17 protein-coding genes are annotated in these 20,327 nt (G+C 61.6%); 10 read left to right on the forward strand and 7 right to left on the reverse strand.

All coding sequences use genetic code 11. The features are described 5' to 3' along the window. Positions 1-13: 13 nt before the first annotated feature. Positions 14-847, reverse strand: a complete 834-nt coding sequence (locus tag PDR5_RS11905) for an oxidoreductase (protein WP_064595603.1) — start codon at positions 845-847, stop codon at positions 14-16. A gap of 210 nt (positions 848-1,057) precedes the next feature. Between PDR5_RS11905 and PDR5_RS11910 the strand changes: the two genes are divergently transcribed. Beyond that, positions 1,058-2,026, forward strand: a complete 969-nt coding sequence (locus PDR5_RS11910) for an alpha/beta hydrolase (RefSeq protein ID WP_064595605.1) — start codon at positions 1,058-1,060, stop codon at positions 2,024-2,026. An 11-nt stretch (positions 2,027-2,037) separates the two neighbouring features. Here PDR5_RS11910 and PDR5_RS11915 read toward each other — a convergent pair whose 3' ends face one another. Continuing rightward, the gene (locus PDR5_RS11915; RefSeq protein ID WP_064595608.1) at positions 2,038-2,916 is read right to left on the reverse strand and encodes a LysR substrate-binding domain-containing protein; all 879 of its coding nucleotides are present in this window, start codon (positions 2,914-2,916) and stop codon (positions 2,038-2,040) included. Positions 2,917-3,020: 104 nt separating this feature from the next. Here PDR5_RS11915 and PDR5_RS11920 point away from each other — a divergent pair, with 104 nt between their 5' ends. The 4 genes from PDR5_RS11920 to PDR5_RS11935 all read left to right on the forward strand — a co-directional run bounded on the left by PDR5_RS11920 (position 3,021) and on the right by PDR5_RS11935 (position 6,487). Further along, the gene (locus PDR5_RS11920) at positions 3,021-3,446 is read left to right on the forward strand and encodes a VOC family protein (protein ID WP_039771195.1); all 426 of its coding nucleotides are present in this window, start codon (positions 3,021-3,023) and stop codon (positions 3,444-3,446) included. A gap of 113 nt (positions 3,447-3,559) precedes the next feature. After that, positions 3,560-4,819: a cation:dicarboxylate symporter family transporter gene (locus tag PDR5_RS11925; protein WP_064595611.1), complete on the forward strand. Its 1,260-nt coding sequence runs from the start codon at positions 3,560-3,562 to the stop codon at positions 4,817-4,819. 109 nt (positions 4,820-4,928) lie between these two features. Continuing rightward, entirely contained in the window at positions 4,929-6,032 is a 1,104-nt protein-coding gene (locus tag PDR5_RS11930; protein WP_064595612.1) for an alkene reductase, read from the forward strand. A 74-nt stretch (positions 6,033-6,106) separates the two neighbouring features. Beyond that, entirely contained in the window at positions 6,107-6,487 is a 381-nt protein-coding gene (locus PDR5_RS11935; RefSeq protein ID WP_039771019.1) for a nuclear transport factor 2 family protein, read from the forward strand. A gap of 40 nt (positions 6,488-6,527) precedes the next feature. Here PDR5_RS11935 and PDR5_RS11940 read toward each other — a convergent pair whose 3' ends face one another. Next, positions 6,528-8,387, reverse strand: a complete 1,860-nt coding sequence (locus PDR5_RS11940) for an ABC transporter ATP-binding protein (RefSeq protein ID WP_064595614.1) — start codon at positions 8,385-8,387, stop codon at positions 6,528-6,530. A 163-nt stretch (positions 8,388-8,550) separates the two neighbouring features. Here PDR5_RS11940 and hchA point away from each other — a divergent pair, with 163 nt between their 5' ends. The 3 genes from hchA (at position 8,551) to PDR5_RS11955 (ending at position 13,149) form a co-directional block, all read left to right on the forward strand. Beyond that, positions 8,551-9,429, forward strand: coding sequence for a glyoxalase III HchA (gene hchA / locus PDR5_RS11945; protein ID WP_064595617.1), 879 nt, complete (start codon positions 8,551-8,553; stop codon positions 9,427-9,429). Then, the gene (locus tag PDR5_RS11950; protein ID WP_064595619.1) at positions 9,426-10,145 is read left to right on the forward strand and encodes a PA1136 family autoinducer-binding transcriptional regulator; all 720 of its coding nucleotides are present in this window, start codon (positions 9,426-9,428) and stop codon (positions 10,143-10,145) included. Before hchA ends, PDR5_RS11950 begins: the two co-directional genes overlap by 4 nt. 121 nt (positions 10,146-10,266) lie before the next feature. Beyond that, complete coding sequence (locus tag PDR5_RS11955) at positions 10,267-13,149, forward strand: ATP-binding protein (RefSeq protein ID WP_064595621.1); 2,883 nt, start codon at positions 10,267-10,269, stop codon at positions 13,147-13,149. Here the strand turns inward: PDR5_RS11955 and PDR5_RS11960 are convergent. From PDR5_RS11960 to PDR5_RS11970, 3 genes are all read right to left on the reverse strand, one after another. Beyond that, positions 13,136-13,750, reverse strand: coding sequence for a response regulator transcription factor (locus PDR5_RS11960; protein WP_064595622.1), 615 nt, complete (start codon positions 13,748-13,750; stop codon positions 13,136-13,138). The two genes, PDR5_RS11955 and PDR5_RS11960, sit on opposite strands and share 14 nt — an antisense overlap. 78 nt (positions 13,751-13,828) lie before the next feature. Further along, positions 13,829-14,200: a response regulator gene (locus PDR5_RS11965; protein ID WP_039771030.1), complete on the reverse strand. Its 372-nt coding sequence runs from the start codon at positions 14,198-14,200 to the stop codon at positions 13,829-13,831. Beyond that, a complete protein-coding gene (locus PDR5_RS11970) occupies positions 14,200-16,161 on the reverse strand; it encodes a PAS domain-containing sensor histidine kinase (protein WP_237233827.1) in 1,962 nt (653 codons plus the stop codon). The genes PDR5_RS11965 and PDR5_RS11970 overlap by 1 nt, the downstream gene beginning before the upstream one ends. Positions 16,162-16,499: 338 nt before the next feature. Here PDR5_RS11970 and PDR5_RS11975 point away from each other — a divergent pair, with 338 nt between their 5' ends. Continuing rightward, entirely contained in the window at positions 16,500-17,465 is a 966-nt protein-coding gene (locus PDR5_RS11975) for a quinone oxidoreductase family protein (protein WP_064595626.1), read from the forward strand. Here the strand turns inward: PDR5_RS11975 and PDR5_RS11980 are convergent. Next, a complete protein-coding gene (locus tag PDR5_RS11980) occupies positions 17,452-18,681 on the reverse strand; it encodes an MFS transporter (RefSeq protein ID WP_064595628.1) in 1,230 nt (409 codons plus the stop codon). The genes PDR5_RS11975 and PDR5_RS11980 overlap by 14 nt on opposite strands. 216 nt (positions 18,682-18,897) lie before the next feature. Here PDR5_RS11980 and PDR5_RS11985 point away from each other — a divergent pair, with 216 nt between their 5' ends. Further along, the gene (locus PDR5_RS11985; RefSeq protein WP_064595631.1) at positions 18,898-20,244 is read left to right on the forward strand and encodes an epoxide hydrolase family protein; all 1,347 of its coding nucleotides are present in this window, start codon (positions 18,898-18,900) and stop codon (positions 20,242-20,244) included. The last annotated feature ends 83 nt before the right edge of the window (positions 20,245-20,327 follow it).

Consider the following 20,327-nt stretch of genomic DNA (forward strand, 5'->3'; position numbering starts at 1 on the left):
CTCTGTGGGCCGTTCAATGATCGGTGGAACGGGTCAGCGCTTCCCATTGATCGATCTCGCTGGCGGCGCGTTTCAGCTTGTCGCGCACCAGGTTCAATGCATCGCTGCCCAGCAACAAATGCGCTGGCGGAGCAGGGCTGGCGATGATCTGCAACATTGCCTGCGCCGCTTTGCGCGGATCGCCGAGCTGCTTGCCGCTTTTGTCTTCGCGGGCCTTGCGCACCGGATCGAAACTGGCGTCATAGTCGGCGATGCTGCGCGGTGTGCGCTGCATCGAACGACCGGCCCAGTCGGTTCGAAATGAACCCGGTGCGACGGCGGTCACGAAGATATTGAACGGCGCCAGTTCCTTGCTCAGGGTATCGGAGATGCCTTCGAGCGCAAACTTGCTGCCGCAGTAGTACGCGATACCCGGCATGGTGATTGTGCCGCCCATCGACGTGATATTGAGAATATGGCCGGCCCGCCGCTGGCGAAAGAACGGCACAAACGCCTTGGTCACGGCGACCGCGCCGAACACATTCACGTCGAACTGGCGGCGCATGTCCTCCAGCGGCGACTCCTCGAAAATGCCTTCGTGGCCGTAGCCGGCGTTGTTGACCAGCACATCGACCGGACCGTGGGTCGCTTCGACGGTTGCCACGACGCCTTCGATGCGGTCGAAGTCTGTGACGTCCAACAGCACGCCGTACGCGTTGTCGATGGACAGCGCCTGAAAGGCTTGCAGGTCGGCTTCGTTGCGGACGGTACCGATGACGCGGTGGCCGGCAGCCAGCGCTTCCTTGGCCAGCGCGTGGCCGAAGCCGCTGCTGACGCCGGTGATGAAGAGGGTTTTGGTGGTGGTCATGACGGGCTCCCGTGAATGCGGTTTCAGCTCATGGTATCCATCGAAGGAACACTCACCTATGTCGGTTTGTCTTTGATCATTGCCTATTCCTATCAACGGGGCGACAAACGGCCAATGAGCTTTTTGCGTTGCTCCGGGTATCAAGGCAGCCACAGACCCAATGCGCTGATATTTTTCCATTCTGCGCAACGCCCGAATAAAGAGGACGAAATGAAGAAATCAATGGACTGGCCCGCAGACGATAACGAGTTGGCGCAATTGCGCGCGTTCAACCGCAAGCTTGCCCGGCTGCCGCGCTTTCGTATCCGCAATCGCATCACGCCACGGGCGATTCAGTTGCTGTTGCGACTAAGCCAATTGGGCGGCGCAAGAAAGTTGCTCAAGCACGGGCTCGAGGCCGAACGAAAAGTGGTGGGTGTCGACGGCGCATCAGTGCCGGTGCGGATTATTCGGCCAAAGACAAAGGCCAAAGGCGTGGTGCTGGATTTTCATGGCGGCGGCTGGGTCATCGGCAACGCGCAGATGAACGACCCCCTCAATATCGCCATGGTGAAATCCTGCGACGTAGCAGTGATCTCGGTCGACTATCGGCTTGTGGTCTCGACTCCGATCGAGGGCACCATGCAGGACTGCCTCACGGCGGCCCGCTGGCTGCTGAGCGATGACTGCCGGGAGTTTGCGAACCTGCCCGTCATCGTCGTGGGCGAGTCGGCAGGCGGCCACCTCGCCGCCGCGACCCTGCTGCAACTCAAACAGTGGCCGGACCTGCTCGAACGGGTGAGCGGGGCGCTGCTGTATTACGGCGTCTACGACCTGACCGGAACCCCCAGCGTACGCAACGCCGGGCCCGATACCTTGCTGCTGGACGGGCCGGGGATGGTTGAAGCGCTGCAAATGCTCACTCCGGGATTGAACGATGAAGAACGCCGGCAGGCGCCGTTGTCACCGCTGTACGGTGACTTCACCGGTTTTCCGCCAGCGTTGATGTTCGCTGCGCAACTGGATCCGCTCAGGGATGACACGCTTGAGTTGGCTGAGCGTTGGGGTAGGGCAGCGGAAGTGGAGGTACATCTGTTGCCGGAAACCGCACATGGGGTGATTCATTTTCCGCTGGGGTTGGCGGGGAGGGTGCTTGGGTATAGTCGTGCGTGGGTTGCGGGGCGGCTTGTTGAGGGGTGAGCCATCGACCCTCACTCAGCCGCCACCTTGAATTGCTCGAGAATAAGTTCAGCCAAAGTCCGTACAGGTTCGGTGAAACTTCGCCGAGGCCTGTGCACCAGTCCGATATCACGATGGAAAGTATGCTGGCCCAGATCGAGCGCCCGCACCCCTGACGGCCATTGCTGATGGGTGGCCGTCTGCGGCACGAGCGCGACCCCTACGCCATTCTCCACCAGCCTGATGATGGCCTCCAGCTCATCCAGCTCAGAGACTTCACGCAAAGTGAAATGCATCTGTCGCAGGAAACGATCGACCTGCCTGCCGCCGAATGAAGAGCGGTCATAGCGAATGAACGGCAGGCTTGAGAGCAGTTCGATCCAGTCTTCTCCCGGTACGTCCTTGGGCACGATCAGACGGTAGGGTTCAAGCGCCAGTGTGGTCCAGCGCAGATCGCTTTGAAGCGAGAAGGGCGGCCGAATGATCGCCGCCATGTCGATTTCGCCAGTATCCACCAGGTTCACCAGCTCCATGGAAAGACCGGGCACGACACGCGTTCGGCATTCCGGGCACTGCTGGTGGAACCTGGCGAGTGCGTCCGGGAGAAACGATCGCTGGACTGAGGCGATTGCGCCTACGTTGACCAGAATGCTGGTGGAAAGACCGACGGTGGTCGATCCCAGGTTGTCGTAAAGACGAAGCAGCTCCTGCGCCTGAAGCAGGACTTGCTGGCCCATCCTGTTGAGGTGGGCCGAGCGTCCTTTTCTGTCGAATATTTCAAAGCCGAGCTCGGCTTCCAGACGTTGAATCTGGGCGCTCACTGCTGCCTGGGTGAGGCCGATCCGGTTGCCGGCAGCCGCGAAAGTGCCTTCCCGGGCGACGGCAATGAGGGTCTTGAGTTCTTTTATCATTCACAAATATTAGTTGTGTTTCTGAGAAATATATATTGATTTTTTTGCTGTCAGTGTCGCCCTACGATGTGCTCATCAACCACAAAAAACGTATCGGAGTCCTGATGAGCCTTTCACCCTTTCACCTCGCCATCCCCGTTTACAACCTGGCCGCAGCCCGCACTTTTTACGGTGAAGTCTTCGGCCTGGAAGAGGGGCGTTCCAGCAACCAGTGGGTCGACTTCAACTTTTACGGGCACCAACTGGTGATTCACGAGCACCCGAAAACCGCTTCTCAGGAAAGCGTTCACAGCAACCCGGTCGACGGGCACGACGTTCCTGTTCCTCACTTCGGCATCATCCTGGGATGGGAAGAGTGGGAAGCGCTGGCAGAGCGCCTCAAGTCTTTCGGTACCGAATTTGTGATCAAACCTTACATTCGATTCAAAGGACAGGTTGGCGAGCAAGCCACCATGTTCCTGTTCGACCCTTGCGGCAATGCCCTCGAATTCAAGGCCTTCAAGGATATGAGTCAGCTCTTCGCCAAGTAAGAAACGCAATGGCACAACGGCGTTGTGCCATTTGATCTCAAGTGAGCTGGAAGCTCATGACTCTAGCAACTGCCGATTGATGCAGTCCTTTCATTCCAACAAGAAGGCTAGACATGAAACGTATTCCCCTGGTGTGGCAAATCGTTGCCGGGCTGTTGCTTGGCGTGCTCGTTGGTTGGTACTTCAATACCCATCCGCAGTATCAGTCGTGGGTCAGCACGGAGATCCTGAAACCGCTTGGCGATATCTTCATCAAGATGATGAAGATGGTGGTCGTGCCTATCGTGTTCTGTTGCATGATCCTGGGTATCGCCGGAGGCGGGGATAACAAGTCGTTCGGCCGGATGGGCATCAAGTCGCTGGGCTATTTCTTTGCGATCACCGGTCTGGCCATCGTGATCGGCCTGTGTTTCGCGAACCTTTTCGAACCCGGTACGGGCACCGATATTTCGGGCATCGCACACGGTGCTGCCGCCATCACGATGGAGCCTTCGAAGGGCGCGCTCGTGATTATGCAAAACATCGTTCCGGATAACGTTCTGGTGGCGATGTCCGAGGCGAAGTTGCTTTCTGTGCTGTTCTTCGCGGTGTTGTTCGGTGTCGCGCTCAACGCATTGCCCAGGGAGAAAAGTGCACCTGTGGTTGCGCTGGTCCAAGGCATTTCAGATGCGATGTTCAGGATCGTCTCGATCGTCATGGCCTATGCCCCGATAGGGGTGTTCGGCATGATCGGTGCGACCGTCGCGACCTTCGGTTTTGCCTCATTGTTGCCCCTGCTCAAGTTGATTGGAGTGGTTTATCTGGCGCTCATCGTCTTCGCATTGGTAGTGCTCGGAGGAATCAGTTACCTGATCGGCGAGAACATCTTCAAGTTGATCAGGTATTTCCGCGACGAGTTGATTCTTGCTTTCTCCAGTGCTGCCTCCGCAGCGGTCATGCCGCAGTTGATGAGCAAGCTGGAGAACTATGGCGTGCCACGGCGAATTGTCAGTTTTGTGGTGCCAGTGGGGTACGCGTTCAACCTCGATGGCGCGTCGATCTTCCTCGGCGTGGCGACAATTTTCATCGCCCAGCTTTATGGAATCGATCTGTCGCTTTCTCAGGAAATTCTGCTGGTGGTGACCATGGTGCTGACCTCCAAAGGCGCTGCCGGGGTGCCTGGATTCGCCATCGTCATCCTGTCGGCCACGTTGGCGTCTGCCGGTCTCCCGCTGGAGGGCGTGGCACTGATCGCCGGTATCTTCAGGATTATCGACAGCGGCACCACCACCCTGAATGTTTTGGGCAATGCGATTGCGCCCCTGGTGATCGCCAAGTGGGAGAGGGTGACTCTTGAGTCTTCGCGTACCCGCCCGGACGTACAAAAGGCCTGACGATCACAAGGAGCACTGACGGCGCTGCACGAGTAAACGCCTGCTGATGTACAGGCGATTTTTTTCATCAAGTTACTAGACGACCGGTCTGATATTGAAGGTATGCAACATGATTGATAACAGTCGCAACACGGATCTTTTTTCTCCCATGCAAATGGGCGCCCTGCAATTGGCCAACCGGATTGTCATGGCGCCCGTGACTCGCAGCCGGATGGCTGAAGACGGTGTTCCGAACGAACTGCACGCTACTTACTACGCACAGCGCGCGAGTGCCGGCTTGATCATTGCCGAAGCTACAAACATTTCGGCGCAGGGGCGCGGCTACGCCATGACGCCGGGGATCTGGTCGGACGCGCAGGTGGCGGGCTGGAGAAAAGTCACGGACGCCGTCCATGCCGCAGGTGGCAGGATTGTCAGCCAGTTGTGGCACGTGGGGCGTTTTTCCAGCGTCGAGTTACAGCCCGACGGTGCTGCTCCCGTTGCCCCCTCGGCGATCAAGGCAGAAGGCAGCACCTACACCGAGAACGGCTTTGTCGAAGTGTCGACGCCCCGGGCGCTGGAGACTTCGGAGATTCCCGGCATCATTGAGCAATACAAGCGCGCCGCTGAAAATGCCAGGCGTGCCGGTTTTGATGGCGTGGAGGTTCATTCGGCGAACAGCTATCTGCTCGACCAGTTTCTGCGTGACTCGACCAATCAGCGCACTGACCGGTACGGCGGCACCATTGAGAACCGCGCCCGACTGACCCTTGAAGTCACTGAAGCGGTGATTTCGATCTGGGGCAGCGACCGCGTCGGCATTCGTCTTTCGCCGGTAACGCCCGATGCCGGAAACACGCCTCCCGACAGCAATGTCATGGCGACTTACGGATATCTGATTCAGCAGTTCAACCGACTCAATCTGGCCTATCTGCACTTCGTCGAAGGCGCCACCGCGACCTCGCGTACGGTTCCTGATGGCGTTGATCTGGATGCATTGAGCGCGCAGTTCGAAGGCCCCTTCATAGGCAATAACAACTACGACCTAGAGATGGCACTGAAGCGCCGGGCGCAGGGCCGGATTGACGCGGTGGCGTTCGGGCGCCTGTTCATTTCCAACCCCGACCTCGTGGAGCGCCTGCGTCGGGGCACCGAACTGACCATCGCGCCACGCGAGAGCTACTACGGCGGCGGCGCCAAGGGCTACACCGACTGGCCAACGGCTGACCATTGATTTGTGCGCCCTGAACCGGATCGGCGCAGGGCGGATTGATTGAAAAAAACATTCACAGCAAACAGGAGTTCATCATGAGTCATCCAACTTACGTGCAGGAATACAACGCAATCGTCGAAGTGCTCAGCCAGTACAACGAAGGTGGAGCAAAGGCTGACAGCGCCTTGATGAAGCCCGCGTTCAATGCGCAGGCGACCATGTTCGGGGTTGACGACGGCAAGCTCGTCGGCGGCGCGATCCAGAATCTGTATGACGTCATCGACAGCGCGTTTCGTCCATCCCCCGAAGCCGAAGCCGCCATCGTTCGCATCGACATCGTCGGCACGGCCGCGAGTGCCCGGGTCGATACCGACAACGTGTCGGGGTTCCGTTTCACCGACTTCTTCAACCTGCTGAAGGTAGACGGCAAGTGGACGATCGTCAGCAAGATCTACCACACCCACCCGAGCGCCTGAGCCTTCGTCTTCTGCCCCGGCAGTACCGGGGCAGCACCGTTTACGCCTGATCCATCGCCTCGGCCACGCCCTGATCCTCACCCAGAAACCCGCCACTCTGATGCTGCCAAAGCCGCGCATAGGTGCCGTTCTTGGCCAGCAGTTCGGTGTGGGTGCCTTGCTCGATGATGCGCCCCTCATCCATGACGATCAGTCGATCCATCGCCGCAATCGTCGACAGTCGATGGGCGATGGCGATGACAGTCTTGCCCTGCATCATTTCATCGAGGCTTTCCTGAATGGCGACTTCGACTTCGGAATCCAGGGCGCTTGTCGCTTCGTCCAGTAGAAGGATCGGCGCGTTCTTGAGCATTACCCGGGCGATGGCGATGCGTTGGCGCTGGCCACCGGAAAGCTTGATGCCGCGCTCGCCCACCAGCGTGTCATAGCCGGTGTGGCCCTGACGGTCGCTGAGCTGGTTGATGAAGCCGTCGGCCTGGGCATTGGCCGCCGCGCGCTGGATCTGTTCGTCGGTGGCGTCCGGTCGGCCGTAGGCAATGTTGTCGCGAATGGAGCGGTGCAGCAGGGAGGTGTCCTGAGTGACCATGCCGATCGCGCTGCGCAGACTGTCCTGCGTTACTTGCGCGATGTTCTGGCCGTCGATGCGAATCTCGCCGCGATCCACGTCATAGAAGCGCAGCAGCAGGTTGATCAGTGTGGATTTGCCGGCGCCGGAGCGGCCCACCAGACCGATTTTTTCCCCCGGTCGGATGCTCAGGCTCAAGCCGTCGAGCACCTGGCGTTCGCCGTTGTAGTTGAAGCTCACGTTGTCGAATTCCACGGCACCGCCGGAAGGTACCAGCACCCCGGCGTCCGGCGCATCCTGCACCTTGGGGCCACGGGTCAGGGTGCCCATGCCGTCCTGCACCGTGCCGATGTTTTCGAACAGCGACGTCATCTGCCACATGATCCAGTGCGACATGCCGTTGATGCGCAGCGCCATGGCCGTGATCGCCGCCACGGCCCCGGTGCCGACTTCGCCCTGATGCCACAGCCACAAGGCGTAGCCGCCGGCGCCCATGATCAGCCCGACCACCAGCGCCTGATTGACGATCTCGAACTGGCTGACCAGACGCATCTGGCGGAAACCGGTCTGCTTGAAGTCCTCCATTGCCGCCCGCGCAAAGTGCGCTTCACGTTTGGAGTGGGAGAATAGTTTCACGGTGGTGATGTTGGTGTAGGCGTCCGACACCCGCCCCGTCATTGATGACCGCGCGTGGGCCTGTTCCTGGCCGACCTGGCCCAGACGGGGCACGAAATACAGCATCGCCAGCCCGAACAGCGCGACCCAGGCAATGAACGGCAGCATGAGTTTCAGGGCGAAACCGCCGGCCAGGGCGATGATCGCAATGAAATAGACGCCAATGCCCGGTGCGATCTCGATGACGGTGAACAGCACTTCGCGCACGGCCAGTGCGGTCTGCATCACCTTGGTCGTGACCCGGCCGGAAAACTCGTCGGAAAAGAATGAAAGGCTCTGCCGCAGCATCAGCCGATGAAAATCCCAGCGCAGACGCAACGGCAAATTGATCGCCAAGACCTGATGCTGAACCATGGTGCGCAGCGCCACCAGCCCGACACTGGTCAGCAGCACGAGGCCGATGCCCCACAGCACGCGGCTCTCCTGGCCATTTGCATCACCGCCGGCCTGCCAGGTCGAGAGCAGATCCACGACCTGACCCAGAAAGGAAAACAACCAGGCTTCGTAGATCGACACACCGGCACTGAGCAGCGCCAGCGCGAGGATATAACCGCGAGCGCCGCGGGTGCAGGCCCACAGGAACCGCGCCAGACCGACCGGCGGTGGCGGCGCTTCGTCGGGCGGGAAGGGGTCGAGCCGTTGTTCAAACAGGCGAAGCATTGGGGGTCTCCGAATTCATCAGTTGCGGGATTCTGCCACTTATCGATCACATTGAGGGGCTGCAGGTTCAGTGCATGATCTTTTGAGGGAAAACCCTCATTGTTGTAACGCTGACGCCTTACTAGCATGAACTCCGACGTTGACCCACTCGATGGAGAGCACCATGGCTACCACGCAGACTGACGACAAGCGCCCAACCCCCGATCCGGCCGAGGACAACGCGTTTTTCCCCTCGCCGTACTCCCTCAGCCAGTTCACTTCGCCCAAATCCGATCTCAGTGATGCCGAGTACCCCAACCGTTACGAGGGCGGGCGCTGGAAGGTTCTGATGATCGGTGCGGACGAGCGCTATCTGTTGACCGACAACGGCACCATGTTTTCCACGGGCAATCACCCGGTTGAAACCCTGCTGCCGATGTATCACCTGGACAAGGCCGGTTTCGGCTTCGACGTCGCGACGCTGTCGGGCAATCCGGTCAAGTTCGAATTCTGGGCCATGCCCTCCGAAGACGCCGAAGTGAAGGGCTTCTACGAGCAATACCGCGATCAGTTCAAGCGTCCACTCAAGCTGTCCCACGTGATCGAAGAAGCGCTGGGCGAGGACTCGGACTACATCGGTGTGTTCATTCCCGGCGGCCACGGTGCGCTGATCGGCCTGCCGGAAAGCGAGGACGTGAAAAAGATCCTGCAATGGGCCGTCGCCAAGGACAAATTCGTCATCACTCTGTGCCACGGCCCGGCGGCGCTGCTGGCGGCCGGCCTCGGTGAAACAAAAGAGTCGTGCATCTTCAACGGTTACCGGATCTGCGCCTTTCCCGATGCCCTGGACGCGACAACCCCCGACATCGGTTACATGCCCGGCCACCTGACCTGGAAGTTCGGCGAGCAGTTGCAGGCACTCGGTGTGGAAATCACTAACCAGGACATTTCCGGGGCCACTCTCCAGGATCGCAAACTGCTGACCGGTGACAGTCCGCTGGCGGGCAACGCACTGGGCAAACTGGCGGCGGCCGCGCTCCTCAAAGAGGTGACGTCGGGGTGAGCTCCGGACCTGCCGAGGCACTCTTGCGCGCCGCCCTCGACATCGAGGCGGCGCCCACGCTAGTGGCGATCCAGAAGGCCGTTCGCGGTTTCGCCGGGGCCTATGGTTACGATCGGTTCGTCCTGTTCTCCGCCACCTCGGCGTCGGAGGACGTGGTCGAGCGCATTTACTGGGTGGAAGGCGACTGGTTTGGTGAGGGTACTGGCGTCGACGCCGAGACCTACGTTCAGCGCTGCCCCGTGACTCGCCACCTGTTGGACGCCCGCGAATCCTTCTTCTGGAGCAAGGTGCAGGAGGAGAGCGGCGAACTTTATCGGCTGGTTCGAGTGCCCAGTGGCCCGGGCGTGCATGGCTTGCAGATTCCGGTCTTCGGCCCGCAGGGGCTTGAAGGCGCCATGAGCCTGGGCGGCGAACAGATCGATGCCTCGGCGCGGGTTCGTCTGGCACTGGGCATGCTCGCCTCGGTGGCGTTTTACTCCGCCCGGCGATTGCTTGAGGCGCCGCTGGACGAGGCGTCCGGCAAACTGTCGAACCGTGAGCGCGAAGTGCTGGCGTGGGTCGCCGCCGGTCGGCGGCAGGCCGACATTGCCGCCACGCTCGGCTTGTCCGGCCGTACAGTGGAAAATCACCTGCGTTCGGCCCGTCGGCATCTGGGCGTGGCAACCACCGCCCAGGCCATCAAGATTGCCATTCGCAAAGGGGAAATAAAGGGGTGAGGTTCTCACTCTGCCGGTGCCGTGCTTGAACGACCGTGCAAAACTCCTATGATGCAAAGGGCCTGCGCCGGCTGTTTGTAACCGGCGCCGCCCCCTACGTTTTTTAGAGAGATCGATCCTCGTGGAGTCTTTCCCGGACGCATTGCACGAATCCCTCACGACCCAATTCATTTTCGGTCCGTTCTGTGTCGTTCCAGGTAAACGGCTGCTGACCCGCAACGGGGTGGCGGTCGAGATCGGCGGGCGGGCGCTGGATCTGTTGATCGCCTTGCTCGAGCAACCGGGGCGGGTGCTGTCCAAGTACGACCTGATCGACAAGGTATGGCCCGACAGCGTGGTGGCCGAAGGCAGCCTGCGTTTTCACATGACCGGCCTGCGGCGGATTCTCGGGGATGGCGAGGAACAGGCCCGTTACATCGCGACCCAGGTGGGCGTGGGTTATGCCTTCGTCGCGCCGCTGGAAAGAAAACAGGCCGCTGTGCAACCGGCGCCCATCGCGACCCGAACTGCCGAGGGCGTCTGCAGTCTGCCGCCCCGGGCCAAACTGATCGGCCGCGAGACCGACCTGCAACTGGTCATCGACCATATGCAGCAACCGAGGCTGTTCACCATCGTCGGCCCCGGCGGCGTCGGCAAGACCAGCCTGGCCATCGAAGTGGCGCACCGCATCGCCGCCCAGGGCTATGAGCGCGTCAGCTTCGTCGATTTGGCGCAAGTGGAAGACTGCGCGCTGGTGCCGTCGGCACTGGCCCGATCGCTGGACATACCGGTGCAGGCGGAAGACCCGCTGTTTGTCCTGCTCGCGCATTTGCGCGAGCAGCGGCTGATGCTGGTGATCGACAACTGCGAACACCTGATCGACGCGGTGTCGACCCTGCTGGAACAGATCAGCGACACCGCGCCGGAGGTCGGGGTTCTGGCCACCAGTCGCGAGCCGCTGCGGGTGCGTGGCGAATACGTGCACTGGCTCAATCCGCTGGAGTTTCCCCGTGAGCCGCAACACCTCTGCGTTGAGGAATTGCTGGCATTTCCGGCCATCAAGCTGTTTGTCGAACGTGCATCGTCCAGCAACGCCGCGCTGTTGCTGGAAGCGGGCGGAGGGCAAATGATTGCGGACATTTGCCAGCGGCTGGAGGGCATGGCACTGCCGATCGAACTGGCGGCGATGCGGGTCGCGAGCCACGGATTGAAGGCCACCCACGCGCTGCTCGGCGAGCGCTTCTCCCTGGGCTGGTCGGGGCGCAGGACCGCCGTTCCCCGCCATCAGACTCTGCGCGCCATGCTCGACTGGAGTTATGACCTGCTGTCGCCGCAGGAGCGTCTGGCGCTGGAGCGGTTTTCGGTCTTCGTCGGGCCGTTTTCCCAGGAAGCTGCCGCTCAGGTGGTGGCCGAATCACAACACGAAAGCGCCACGGCGGCTGCGATCCTCGATGATCTGGTGTGCAAAGGGCTGGTCACGGTCGATCACAGCGACTCGACGGATTCGTATCGCTTGCTGGAGATGACGCGTGCCTACGCACGGGAAAAACTGGCGGCGCGGGGAGAGGCCGAGGTCAATGCGCTGGCGTTCCGGCATGCGGCGTTTTACATGGATTTGCTCGGCCATCTGGGGACTGCGCCCGACGAAATTTTCCGTCATTCGGCGCGTCTGGCCAGCCAGTTGGGCAACGTTCGCGGTGCGCTGGAATGGAGCTTCGGGCCCCACGGCGATCCGGGACTGGCGTTGCCGCTGGCGGCCGCGAGTGCGCCGTTGTTCCTGCATTTCTCCTTGCTGGTCGAGTGCCGCACCTGGTGCTCCCGGGCGGTGGAGCTGCTGGAACTGGGGTACTACGGCACGCCCACCGAAATGGAACTGCAAGCCGCGCTCGGTCTGGTGCTGATGTTCACCCGAGGCAACAGTGAAGCCGCGGAAAAAGCCTTGCTCCGGGCGCAGGACATTGCAGTCGCGTTGAACGACTACGGCTCACAATTGCGGCTGCTGGGCCGCTTGCAGATTTTCTACGAACGCATCGGTGATTTCCCGTCGTCGCTGGCCTGGGCGGAGCAGGCCGCGGTGGTCGGCAACATCCTCAACGAGCCCGCCGCCATCGCGATTGCCGCATCGCTGACCGGCATCTCCCATCATCTGCTCGGCAATCAGCGTCTGGCTCGCCAGGAACTGGAAAGTTCGCTGCGCAACAGTTTGCCGTCGCATCCCAGCAACACGATTTACTACGGCTTCGATCACCGCAATCGCACGGGCCTGGCGCTGGCGCGGTCACTCTGGCTGCAGGGCTATCCCGATCAGGCCCGGCGCTTGGCCGAGCAGATCGAGGCCGAAGCCTCGGCGCTGCAGCATCCGGTCACTTACTGCATCGCCATGGTCTGGATCTTGTGCATCTATATCTGGACCGGTGATCTGGCGAAGGCAACTGCCAGTCTCGAACGGTTCAGTGCTGTCGCCGAAACCAACGCACTGGGCCCCTACATTGCCGCTTGCCACGGGTTGCGCGCGGCGATCGCCATCCGCGCCGAGGCGCCGGGGGATGCAGTTGCCATGCTGGAGGAAAGTCTGGCGCGGTTGCGTGGCATGCGTTACGAACTGCTGACGACCTCATTCGAAATCGCACTGGCCGAAGGCCTGATGCTGGTGGGCCAACACCCAAAGGCACTGACCCTGGTCGACGGCACCATCGATCACTGCCGCCGAAGCGGTGATGCCTTTGCGCTGCCGGAGTTGTTGCGCATCAAGGCCGGTATTCTCAAGGTCATCCAGGCCGATGATGTTCAGGCCATGCTGGCGGTTCTTGAGGATTCCATTGCGCTGAGTCGCGAGCAGGGCGCGTGGGCGTGGGAGTTGCGGTCATCGATGGATCTGGCGCGGTTCTGGCTTGAACAGGGTCAACCGGATCAGGCCCAGGCGTTGCTCGGTGCCTGCCGCGAGCGGGCGTCGGAAGGCTTCGACAGTCTTGATCTGCGTCGGCTGGAAAGCTTCTGGCAGAGCCTGCCTGCTACTCCGGCGTAATCAGGGCGGCCATTTTCACCAGGTCCGCCAGCGAGCGGGCCTTCATCTTGCGCATGACCTTGCCGCGATGGGCCTTGACGGTGATTTCGCTGATGTTGAGGTCGGCGGCTATCAGTTTGTTCAGCCGCCCGCTGACCACCGAAGCCATGATCTCCTGCTCGCGCGGCGTCAGGGTCTTGTAGGCCTCGAGCAGTGCGCGCAGATTCTTTTCCCCCTCAAGCGCCACGCGACTGCTTTGCAGCGCATCGGCCATGGCGCTGAGGATCACCTCGTCATTGAACGGCTTGGTCAGAAACTCCACCGCACCGGCCTTCAGGGCCCGCACCGTGCGCGGAATATCGCCGTAGCCGGTGATGAAGATGATCGGCATGTTGTGGCGCTCATCGGCCAGCGCGGTCTGCAGATCCAGGCCGTTCAGGTCGGGCAGGTTGATGTCCAGCACCAGACAACTGGGCACCAGCGCCCGGGGCGCGTCGAGAAAATCCTGCGCGGACTCGAACAGCCGTGGCTGCCATCCGGCGAAGCGGATCATCAGCTCCAGCGACTCGCGCACGGAGATGTCGTCATCGACAACGAATACGACGGGCGTGACATCACTCATCGGTAATGCTCCACGGGAAGGGGCGATTGCGTTGTTCGCGTTCAACATGTCGATTCCTTGTTCTGTTCGGCTTCACGCTCAGTCGAGGGGCAGGGCGGCGCTCAGGGCCTTGAGCAATTGGGCTTCGCTGAACGGTTTGAACAGGCACTCCACGGCGCCACTGTTCAGCAGCTTCGCCTGTTCGCTGGCGTCGCCGTGCGCGGTGATGAAAATCACCGGAATGCGATAGTCACGGCGCAGCAGCTCCCGTTGCAGATCAGGTCCCGACATGCCGGGCATGGCCACGTCGAGAATCAGGCAATGGGTCAGGTCCAGATAGGGCGATGCCAGAAACGCCTGCGCCGAGGCAAACGCCTGGACGGCGAAGCCGAACTCCTTGATCAGGTCAGGCAGTGATTCACGAACCGATTCGTCGTCATCGACCACCGATACGAGCAAATGCGTACCCATCAATCATTCTCCACGGTGCGATCGGCGAGGTCGCGGTTATCGGTTTGCGGCAAGTCCGTCGAATGCGGGATGGCAAAAGTAAACGTCGTACCCGGGCCGTCATTGGCGCTGGCCCACAGCTTCCCATCGTGGCGCTCGATGATCGAGCGACTGATGGACAGACCGACCCCCATGCCCGAACTTTTGGTGGTGTAGAACGCATTGAAAATGCGCTCGATGTCCTGCGGATCGACGCCGTTGCCGCTGTCCTTCACCGCCAGGTAAACGCTCTCGTCCGAGCCCAGACCGGTGCTGACGATCAATTGCCGGGGCCGGCCGTGGATCGCACTCATGGCCTCGGCGGCATTCATGATCAGGTTAAGGATCACCTGTTGAAGCTGAACCCGATCACCTCTGACCAGCGGCAGGGACTCGGCAAATTGCGGATGCAGCACCACGCCGTTGCGTTGCAGCTCGCCCAGCAGCATGGCGATGACTTCCCGTGCCGCGTCATTCAGATTGACGTCTTCAAGGGTGATGCTTTTCTTCGAGAACAACGCCCGCAGTCGATTGATCACATCGGCCGCGCGGTTGCCGTCGCGAATGGTGCGGCGCGCGGTTTCCCTGGCGCCATCGACATTCGGCGGGTCGGCGCCGAGCATGCGCAGGCAGGTGCTGGCGTTGGTGATGATGCCGGCCAGCGGCTGATTGACCTCGTGGGCAATCGACGCCGTGACCGCGCCAAGGCTGGCGACCCTGGCCAGGTGCGTCAGTTCCGAGCGCGCCTTGCTCAAGACCTCTTCGGCGAGCCGGCGCTGGGTGATGTCCTGCAGGGCGGCGATGTATTCGAAGCCGTCCGGCGCATGGGCGATCGAGTGCGCCACCAGCCGCACGTATTTCACCGTGCCGTCGGGCATCAGCAGCCGATGTTCGTGTTCGAAGTCACGCCCCTTGCGGCGTTGGCGCTTGATCATTTCCCGATGGCTGGAGATGTCGTCCGGATGCACGCGGCGATAGATCGCCTCGAAGCCGGGCGGCGTGTCTGGGTCCAGTTCGAGGATGCGGTAGACCTCGTCCGACCAGGTGATCTCGTCGGTGCTCACCCGCCAGGAAAACGTACCGGTGGCGCTCAGGCGTTGGGCCTTGGCCAGAAAGACTTCCGCCCGTTTGCGGTCTTCGATGTCGGTGTTTTCGCCATACCAGCGCACGACGCGCCCCGTGTCATCGCGCTGGGGTACGGCACGGATCAGGAACCAGCGGTAAACGCCATCGAAGCGCTTCAGTCGGGCCTCGTACTCGCCAGCGCTGCCCGATTGCAGAATCCCTTGCCAATAAACCGCCAGGCCCGGCGCGTCGTCGGGGTGGATGGACGCCGTCCAGCCGTCACCGCAAGCTTGTTCGACGGACATGCCGGTGTAGTCGCACCAGCGCTGATTGACGAAGCCGACGTTGCCTTCCGGCGAAGCGCTCCAGACAAAACCGGGGACGGCGTCGATGATCCCGCGCAGACGTTCTTCCGACGCGCTGACTTCAGCCAGGGCACTGGCGATCAAGGCCTTGTCCCGGCGGCGCTCATCGATATCGACCTGCAGCACGCACCAGCGGGTGATGGTGCCTTCGCTGTCTCTGATCGGCAGGCCGCGCACATGGAACCAGCGATAGACACCGTCGGCGCGGCGAATCCGGTGCTCGTTCTCATAGGGCGTGCCGGTACTGACCGAGTGCATCCAGGCAGCGATGACCGAGGGCAGGTCGTCCGGGTGCACGGTCTCGCTGGCCTGCCAGTTTTTCAGTTCATGCAGCGGGGCGCCGATGTACTCCATGATTTGCCGGTTGACCTGTTCCAGCTCACCGGACGGCGTCATGAAAGCGACCATGGCCGGGATGCTGTCGATGATCGAGTCGATCCCCGGCGCCGGCATGACCGCGTCACCCGCGCGGCCTGGACCGTCCTCGATGACGCGCTCCTGCTCGTTCGTCATACCGATTCTCATTGTGTGCAGTCACCGTTGAACAAAGATGCGCCTTCGGATGGCACTCGCCCATCATACTTTGGTGTCACCCGTGGCGAATATCGGCCGACATTGCACACTGCGATGGGCATCACAGTGGCGCTTTTGTAAGCCACTGTATCTACGGCCCCTCAAGCCATACAAGCATGCACAGCGCCGGGTTGGCGAAACCGCCGGGATACATCCGCCGCGCAGCCTTGGCCCTGGTTTCAACGTCCTTCGACGTTGAGTGAAAGCAACGTGACGTCCGCGCTCCTGCCACCCGAAAGGCAGCAGGACCGGTCGTCCCGATGACAGGGCAGAACATTATGAAAGCAGTGGTTATCCAGGCCTTTGGCGGGCCCGAAGTGTTGACGGTGCAGGACATTCAACTGGCAGAACCGGGGCCCGGACAAGTCCTGGTCAAGGTCATGGCGGCGGGTATCAATTTCATGGACACCGGTGCCCGACGCGGGCTCGGCGCTGCCTGGGAGCTACCGCTGACGCTGGGTGCAGAAGGCGCCGGCGTCGTCCTGGCCAGTGGCCCGCAGGTGACGGAGTTCGCTGTCGGTGACCGCGTGGCCTGGCATTACGTGCCGGGCAGCTACGCCGAACAGGTGATCGCCCCGGTCAGCCAGTTGGTGCCGCTGCCGGACGATATCGACTTCGCCACCGCCGCCAGCTTGATGATGCAGGGCCTGACCGCCAGCAATCTGGTGGACAAGGTGCATGCGATCCAGCCGGGCGACGTAGCCTTGGTGCATGCGGCGGCCGGGGGCGTGGGGCTGATGCTGACCCAGTTGATCAAGCTGCTGGGCGGCAAGGTCATAGGCCGGGTTTCTCATGCCGACAAGGTCGAGGCGGTGCTCGCGGCGGGGGCGGACTATGTGGTGATCGGGCGAGCGCAAAACATTGCCGCCCAGGTCATGCGCCTGACCGACGGGCAGCGGGTGAATGTGGTGTACGACGGCACGGGCGCGGAGGGGTTTGCCGACTCGCTGGAGCTGCTGGATTATTTCGGCACCCTGGCCTTGTACGGACCGTTCATGAACCCGACCCCGCCGATCGATATCTTCAGCATGCCGCGCAGCATCAAGCTGACGTATCCCTCGGTCATGCACTACGTGCGCAACCGCGAGGTGCTGCTGGAAAAATCCCGGCAACTGTTCGCGTGGGTCAGTGCCGGCAAACTGAAAGCCGTGATCGGCAAGCGTTATTCACTGGATGATGCGCAACAGGCCCATCGCGATATCGAGTCGCGCAACACGACGGGCAAGCTGATCATCGTCCCTTGACGCCACGCCAGATCAGCAGGGCCGCCAACACCTGGCTACCGGCGAAAAACGTGAACAGGTGTTGTGCGGTCCATCCGGCATCCAGCAGAAACCCGGCGACCACCGGCGAAATGATCGCCCCCAGACGCCCCGTCGCCAGCACCACGCCGACGCCGGTCGTGCGGACCGACGTGCAGAACGCTTGAGGGGCCAGGACATACAGAGCCGCGACTGCACCATTGAGCATCAGCCCCAGCGTGACCGCCACGAGTGTCGCCAGACCGGGGACGCGCGTGGCCGGCAGCATCAGTGGCAGCAGGGCGGCATTGAGCAGCAGAAAGCCCGACAACAAACGTCGGCAGCCGTAACGATTGGCCGCCAGACCCAGAAGCAGGGCGCCGAGCATGCCACCCAGCGCCAACAGCATCCCGATCCGGGCGCCTTGTTGGTCGGTAAAGCCATTGTCGACCAACAGGGCCGGCGTCCAGCTCATCACGAAGTAAAAGCAGAACATCAACAGAAAGAGTGCCAGTGCCAGCGATAGAGTCTGTTGCCATTGACCGGGCGAAAACGGCCGGTTAGCGATGTCCGGCGACAGTGGAGGAGCAGGCGCGCGCTGTTCAAGTGCCAGAAATGACGGCGATTCTCGCAGCCAGAAGACACCGACCAATGCCGCCGCCAGTGTGATGCAACCCCCGGCCAGAAAGACATACCGCCAGCCCATCAAATCATTGAGTACATGCGCCAGCACACCGCCCAGACTGGCGCCCATGGCGAAGGCGAGGGATTGCAGTGCGATCGCCAGATTGCGTCGCTGCGGGCTGGCGTGTTCGAACGTCAGCACGTTCGCCCCCACCAGCACCGCCCCCGTGCCGATACCGGTCAGCAGTCGCAAAAGCATCAACACGTGATGATCCGGGCTCCAGAACGACAGCAACATGCTCAGGCCGCTGAGCAGCAGGCCGGCGAGCAATAAAGGTCTGCGCCCGAAGCGGTCGGCCCTGGGCGCGGCCAGCAGCGAACCGAGCGCCATCCCGACCAGGCTTGCGCTCAACAACAGGCCCAGTTGCGCGCCGCTCAACGCCCATTCGGCCGCAACCCGGCTGGCGGTGAAGGCCATGGCCATCACGTCGAGTCCGTCGATCACGTTGAACAGCATGCACAGCCCGATCACCCACCACGGCGAAGTGGTCGATGGCGTACTGCTCAGGCGTTCGAGCGCTGTTTCCCCACGCATCCGCAATCCTTGATCCGATCTGTCATTCAAATGAGCCGTTTCCCCGCCGCATTCTGCCCGTTAACCGCTGCTGAATTCGAGCGCGATTTTGTGCGCCAGGCCTGCGCGTCATACCAAGGTATCGACCGACACCATCGTGTAATCGCCCCGGTGCCAACGCAGTGGTCTGATCCGATTGGCGATGCCTTTCGAATAATGACTACAAGGAGATCCATCATGGTTGCGCTTTCGTCCGGTCTTACCTGGCGCCATTGCCTGGCGTCATCCATCAGGGGCGGCGTGCTCGGCCTTGCCGTACTCGCGGGCAGCAGCGGCGTCTGGGCCGCGACCCCGGCAGCGGATCCGGCGCAAGCCATTCGCCCGTACACCATTCATGTGGACGAAGCGAAATTGAGCGACCTGCGCAAACGCATCGCCGACACTCGCTGGCCGGACAAGGAAACGGTCGGCGACGTGTCCCAGGGAGTGCAACTGGCGCAGGTCCAGGCGTTGGTGAAGTATTGGGGCGACGGCTATGACTGGCGCAAGGCCGAAGCCAAGCTCAACGCCTTGCCGGAGTTCGTGACCACCATCGACGGCGTCGACATTCAGTTCATCCATGTGCGTTCGCGCAACCCCAATGCGATGCCATTGATCCTCACCCACGGCTGGCCGGGTTCGCAGTTCGAATTCCTCAAGACCATCGGCCCGCTGACCGATCCCGTGGCCTATGGCGGCAAGGTCGAGGACTCGTTCGACGTGGTGATCCCGTCGATTCCCGGCCATGGTTTCTCCGGCAAACCGACCGAGCTCGGCTGGGGCCCTGACCGGGTGGCGAAGGCCTGGGATGTGTTGATGAAACGTCTGGGCTACAGCCATTACGTGTCCCAGGGCGGCGATCACGGCTCGGTGATTTCCGATGCGCTGGGTCGCCTGGCGCCGCCCGGTTTGTTGGGCATCCACCTGAACATGCCGGCCACCGTGCCGCCGGAACTGGTCAAGCCGATCAACAGCGGCGACCCGGCCCCGGCCGGAATGACCGCGCCGGAGGTGACGGCCTTCAACTCGCTCAGCCAGTTCTTCGGTCGCAACGCCGCGTATGGCGCGATGATGGTGACCCGACCGCAGACCATCGGTTATCTGCTGGCCGACTCGCCCGCCGGCACGGCCGCGTGGATGTATGAAAAATTCGCCGCGTGGACCGACAGCGACGGTCAGCCCGAGAAGGTCCTGAGCCGCGATGAAATGCTCGACGACATCAGCCTGTACTGGCTGACCGACAGCGGGGCGTCGTCCTCCCGTTTCTACTGGGAGAACAACAACAATAACTTCAGCGCCGCCGCGCAGAAGACTGCCGACATCAAGGTGCCGGTGGCGATCACCGTGTTCCCCCACGAAATCTACCGGGCGCCGAAAGTCTGGTCGCAGCGCGCCTACCCGTCGCTGGCCTACTTCAGCGAAGTCAGCAAGGGCGGTCACTTCGCGGCATGGGAGCAACCGCAACTGTTCAGCGAAGAACTGCGCGAAGCCTTCCGGCCACTGCGCGCGGCCGCGCAGAAAACCGCTGCGCAGGCAGCCCGCTAACCCTGCAATCCGCAAGCACTTCAACCCTAAGCCCTTGACCACAAAGCCCGGAACCGCCGCCCGGCGGTTCACGAGGGAGACTC

Source organism: Pseudomonas sp. DR 5-09, from assembly GCF_001655595.1.
Lineage (GTDB): Bacteria > Pseudomonadota > Gammaproteobacteria > Pseudomonadales > Pseudomonadaceae > Aquipseudomonas > Aquipseudomonas pharyngis.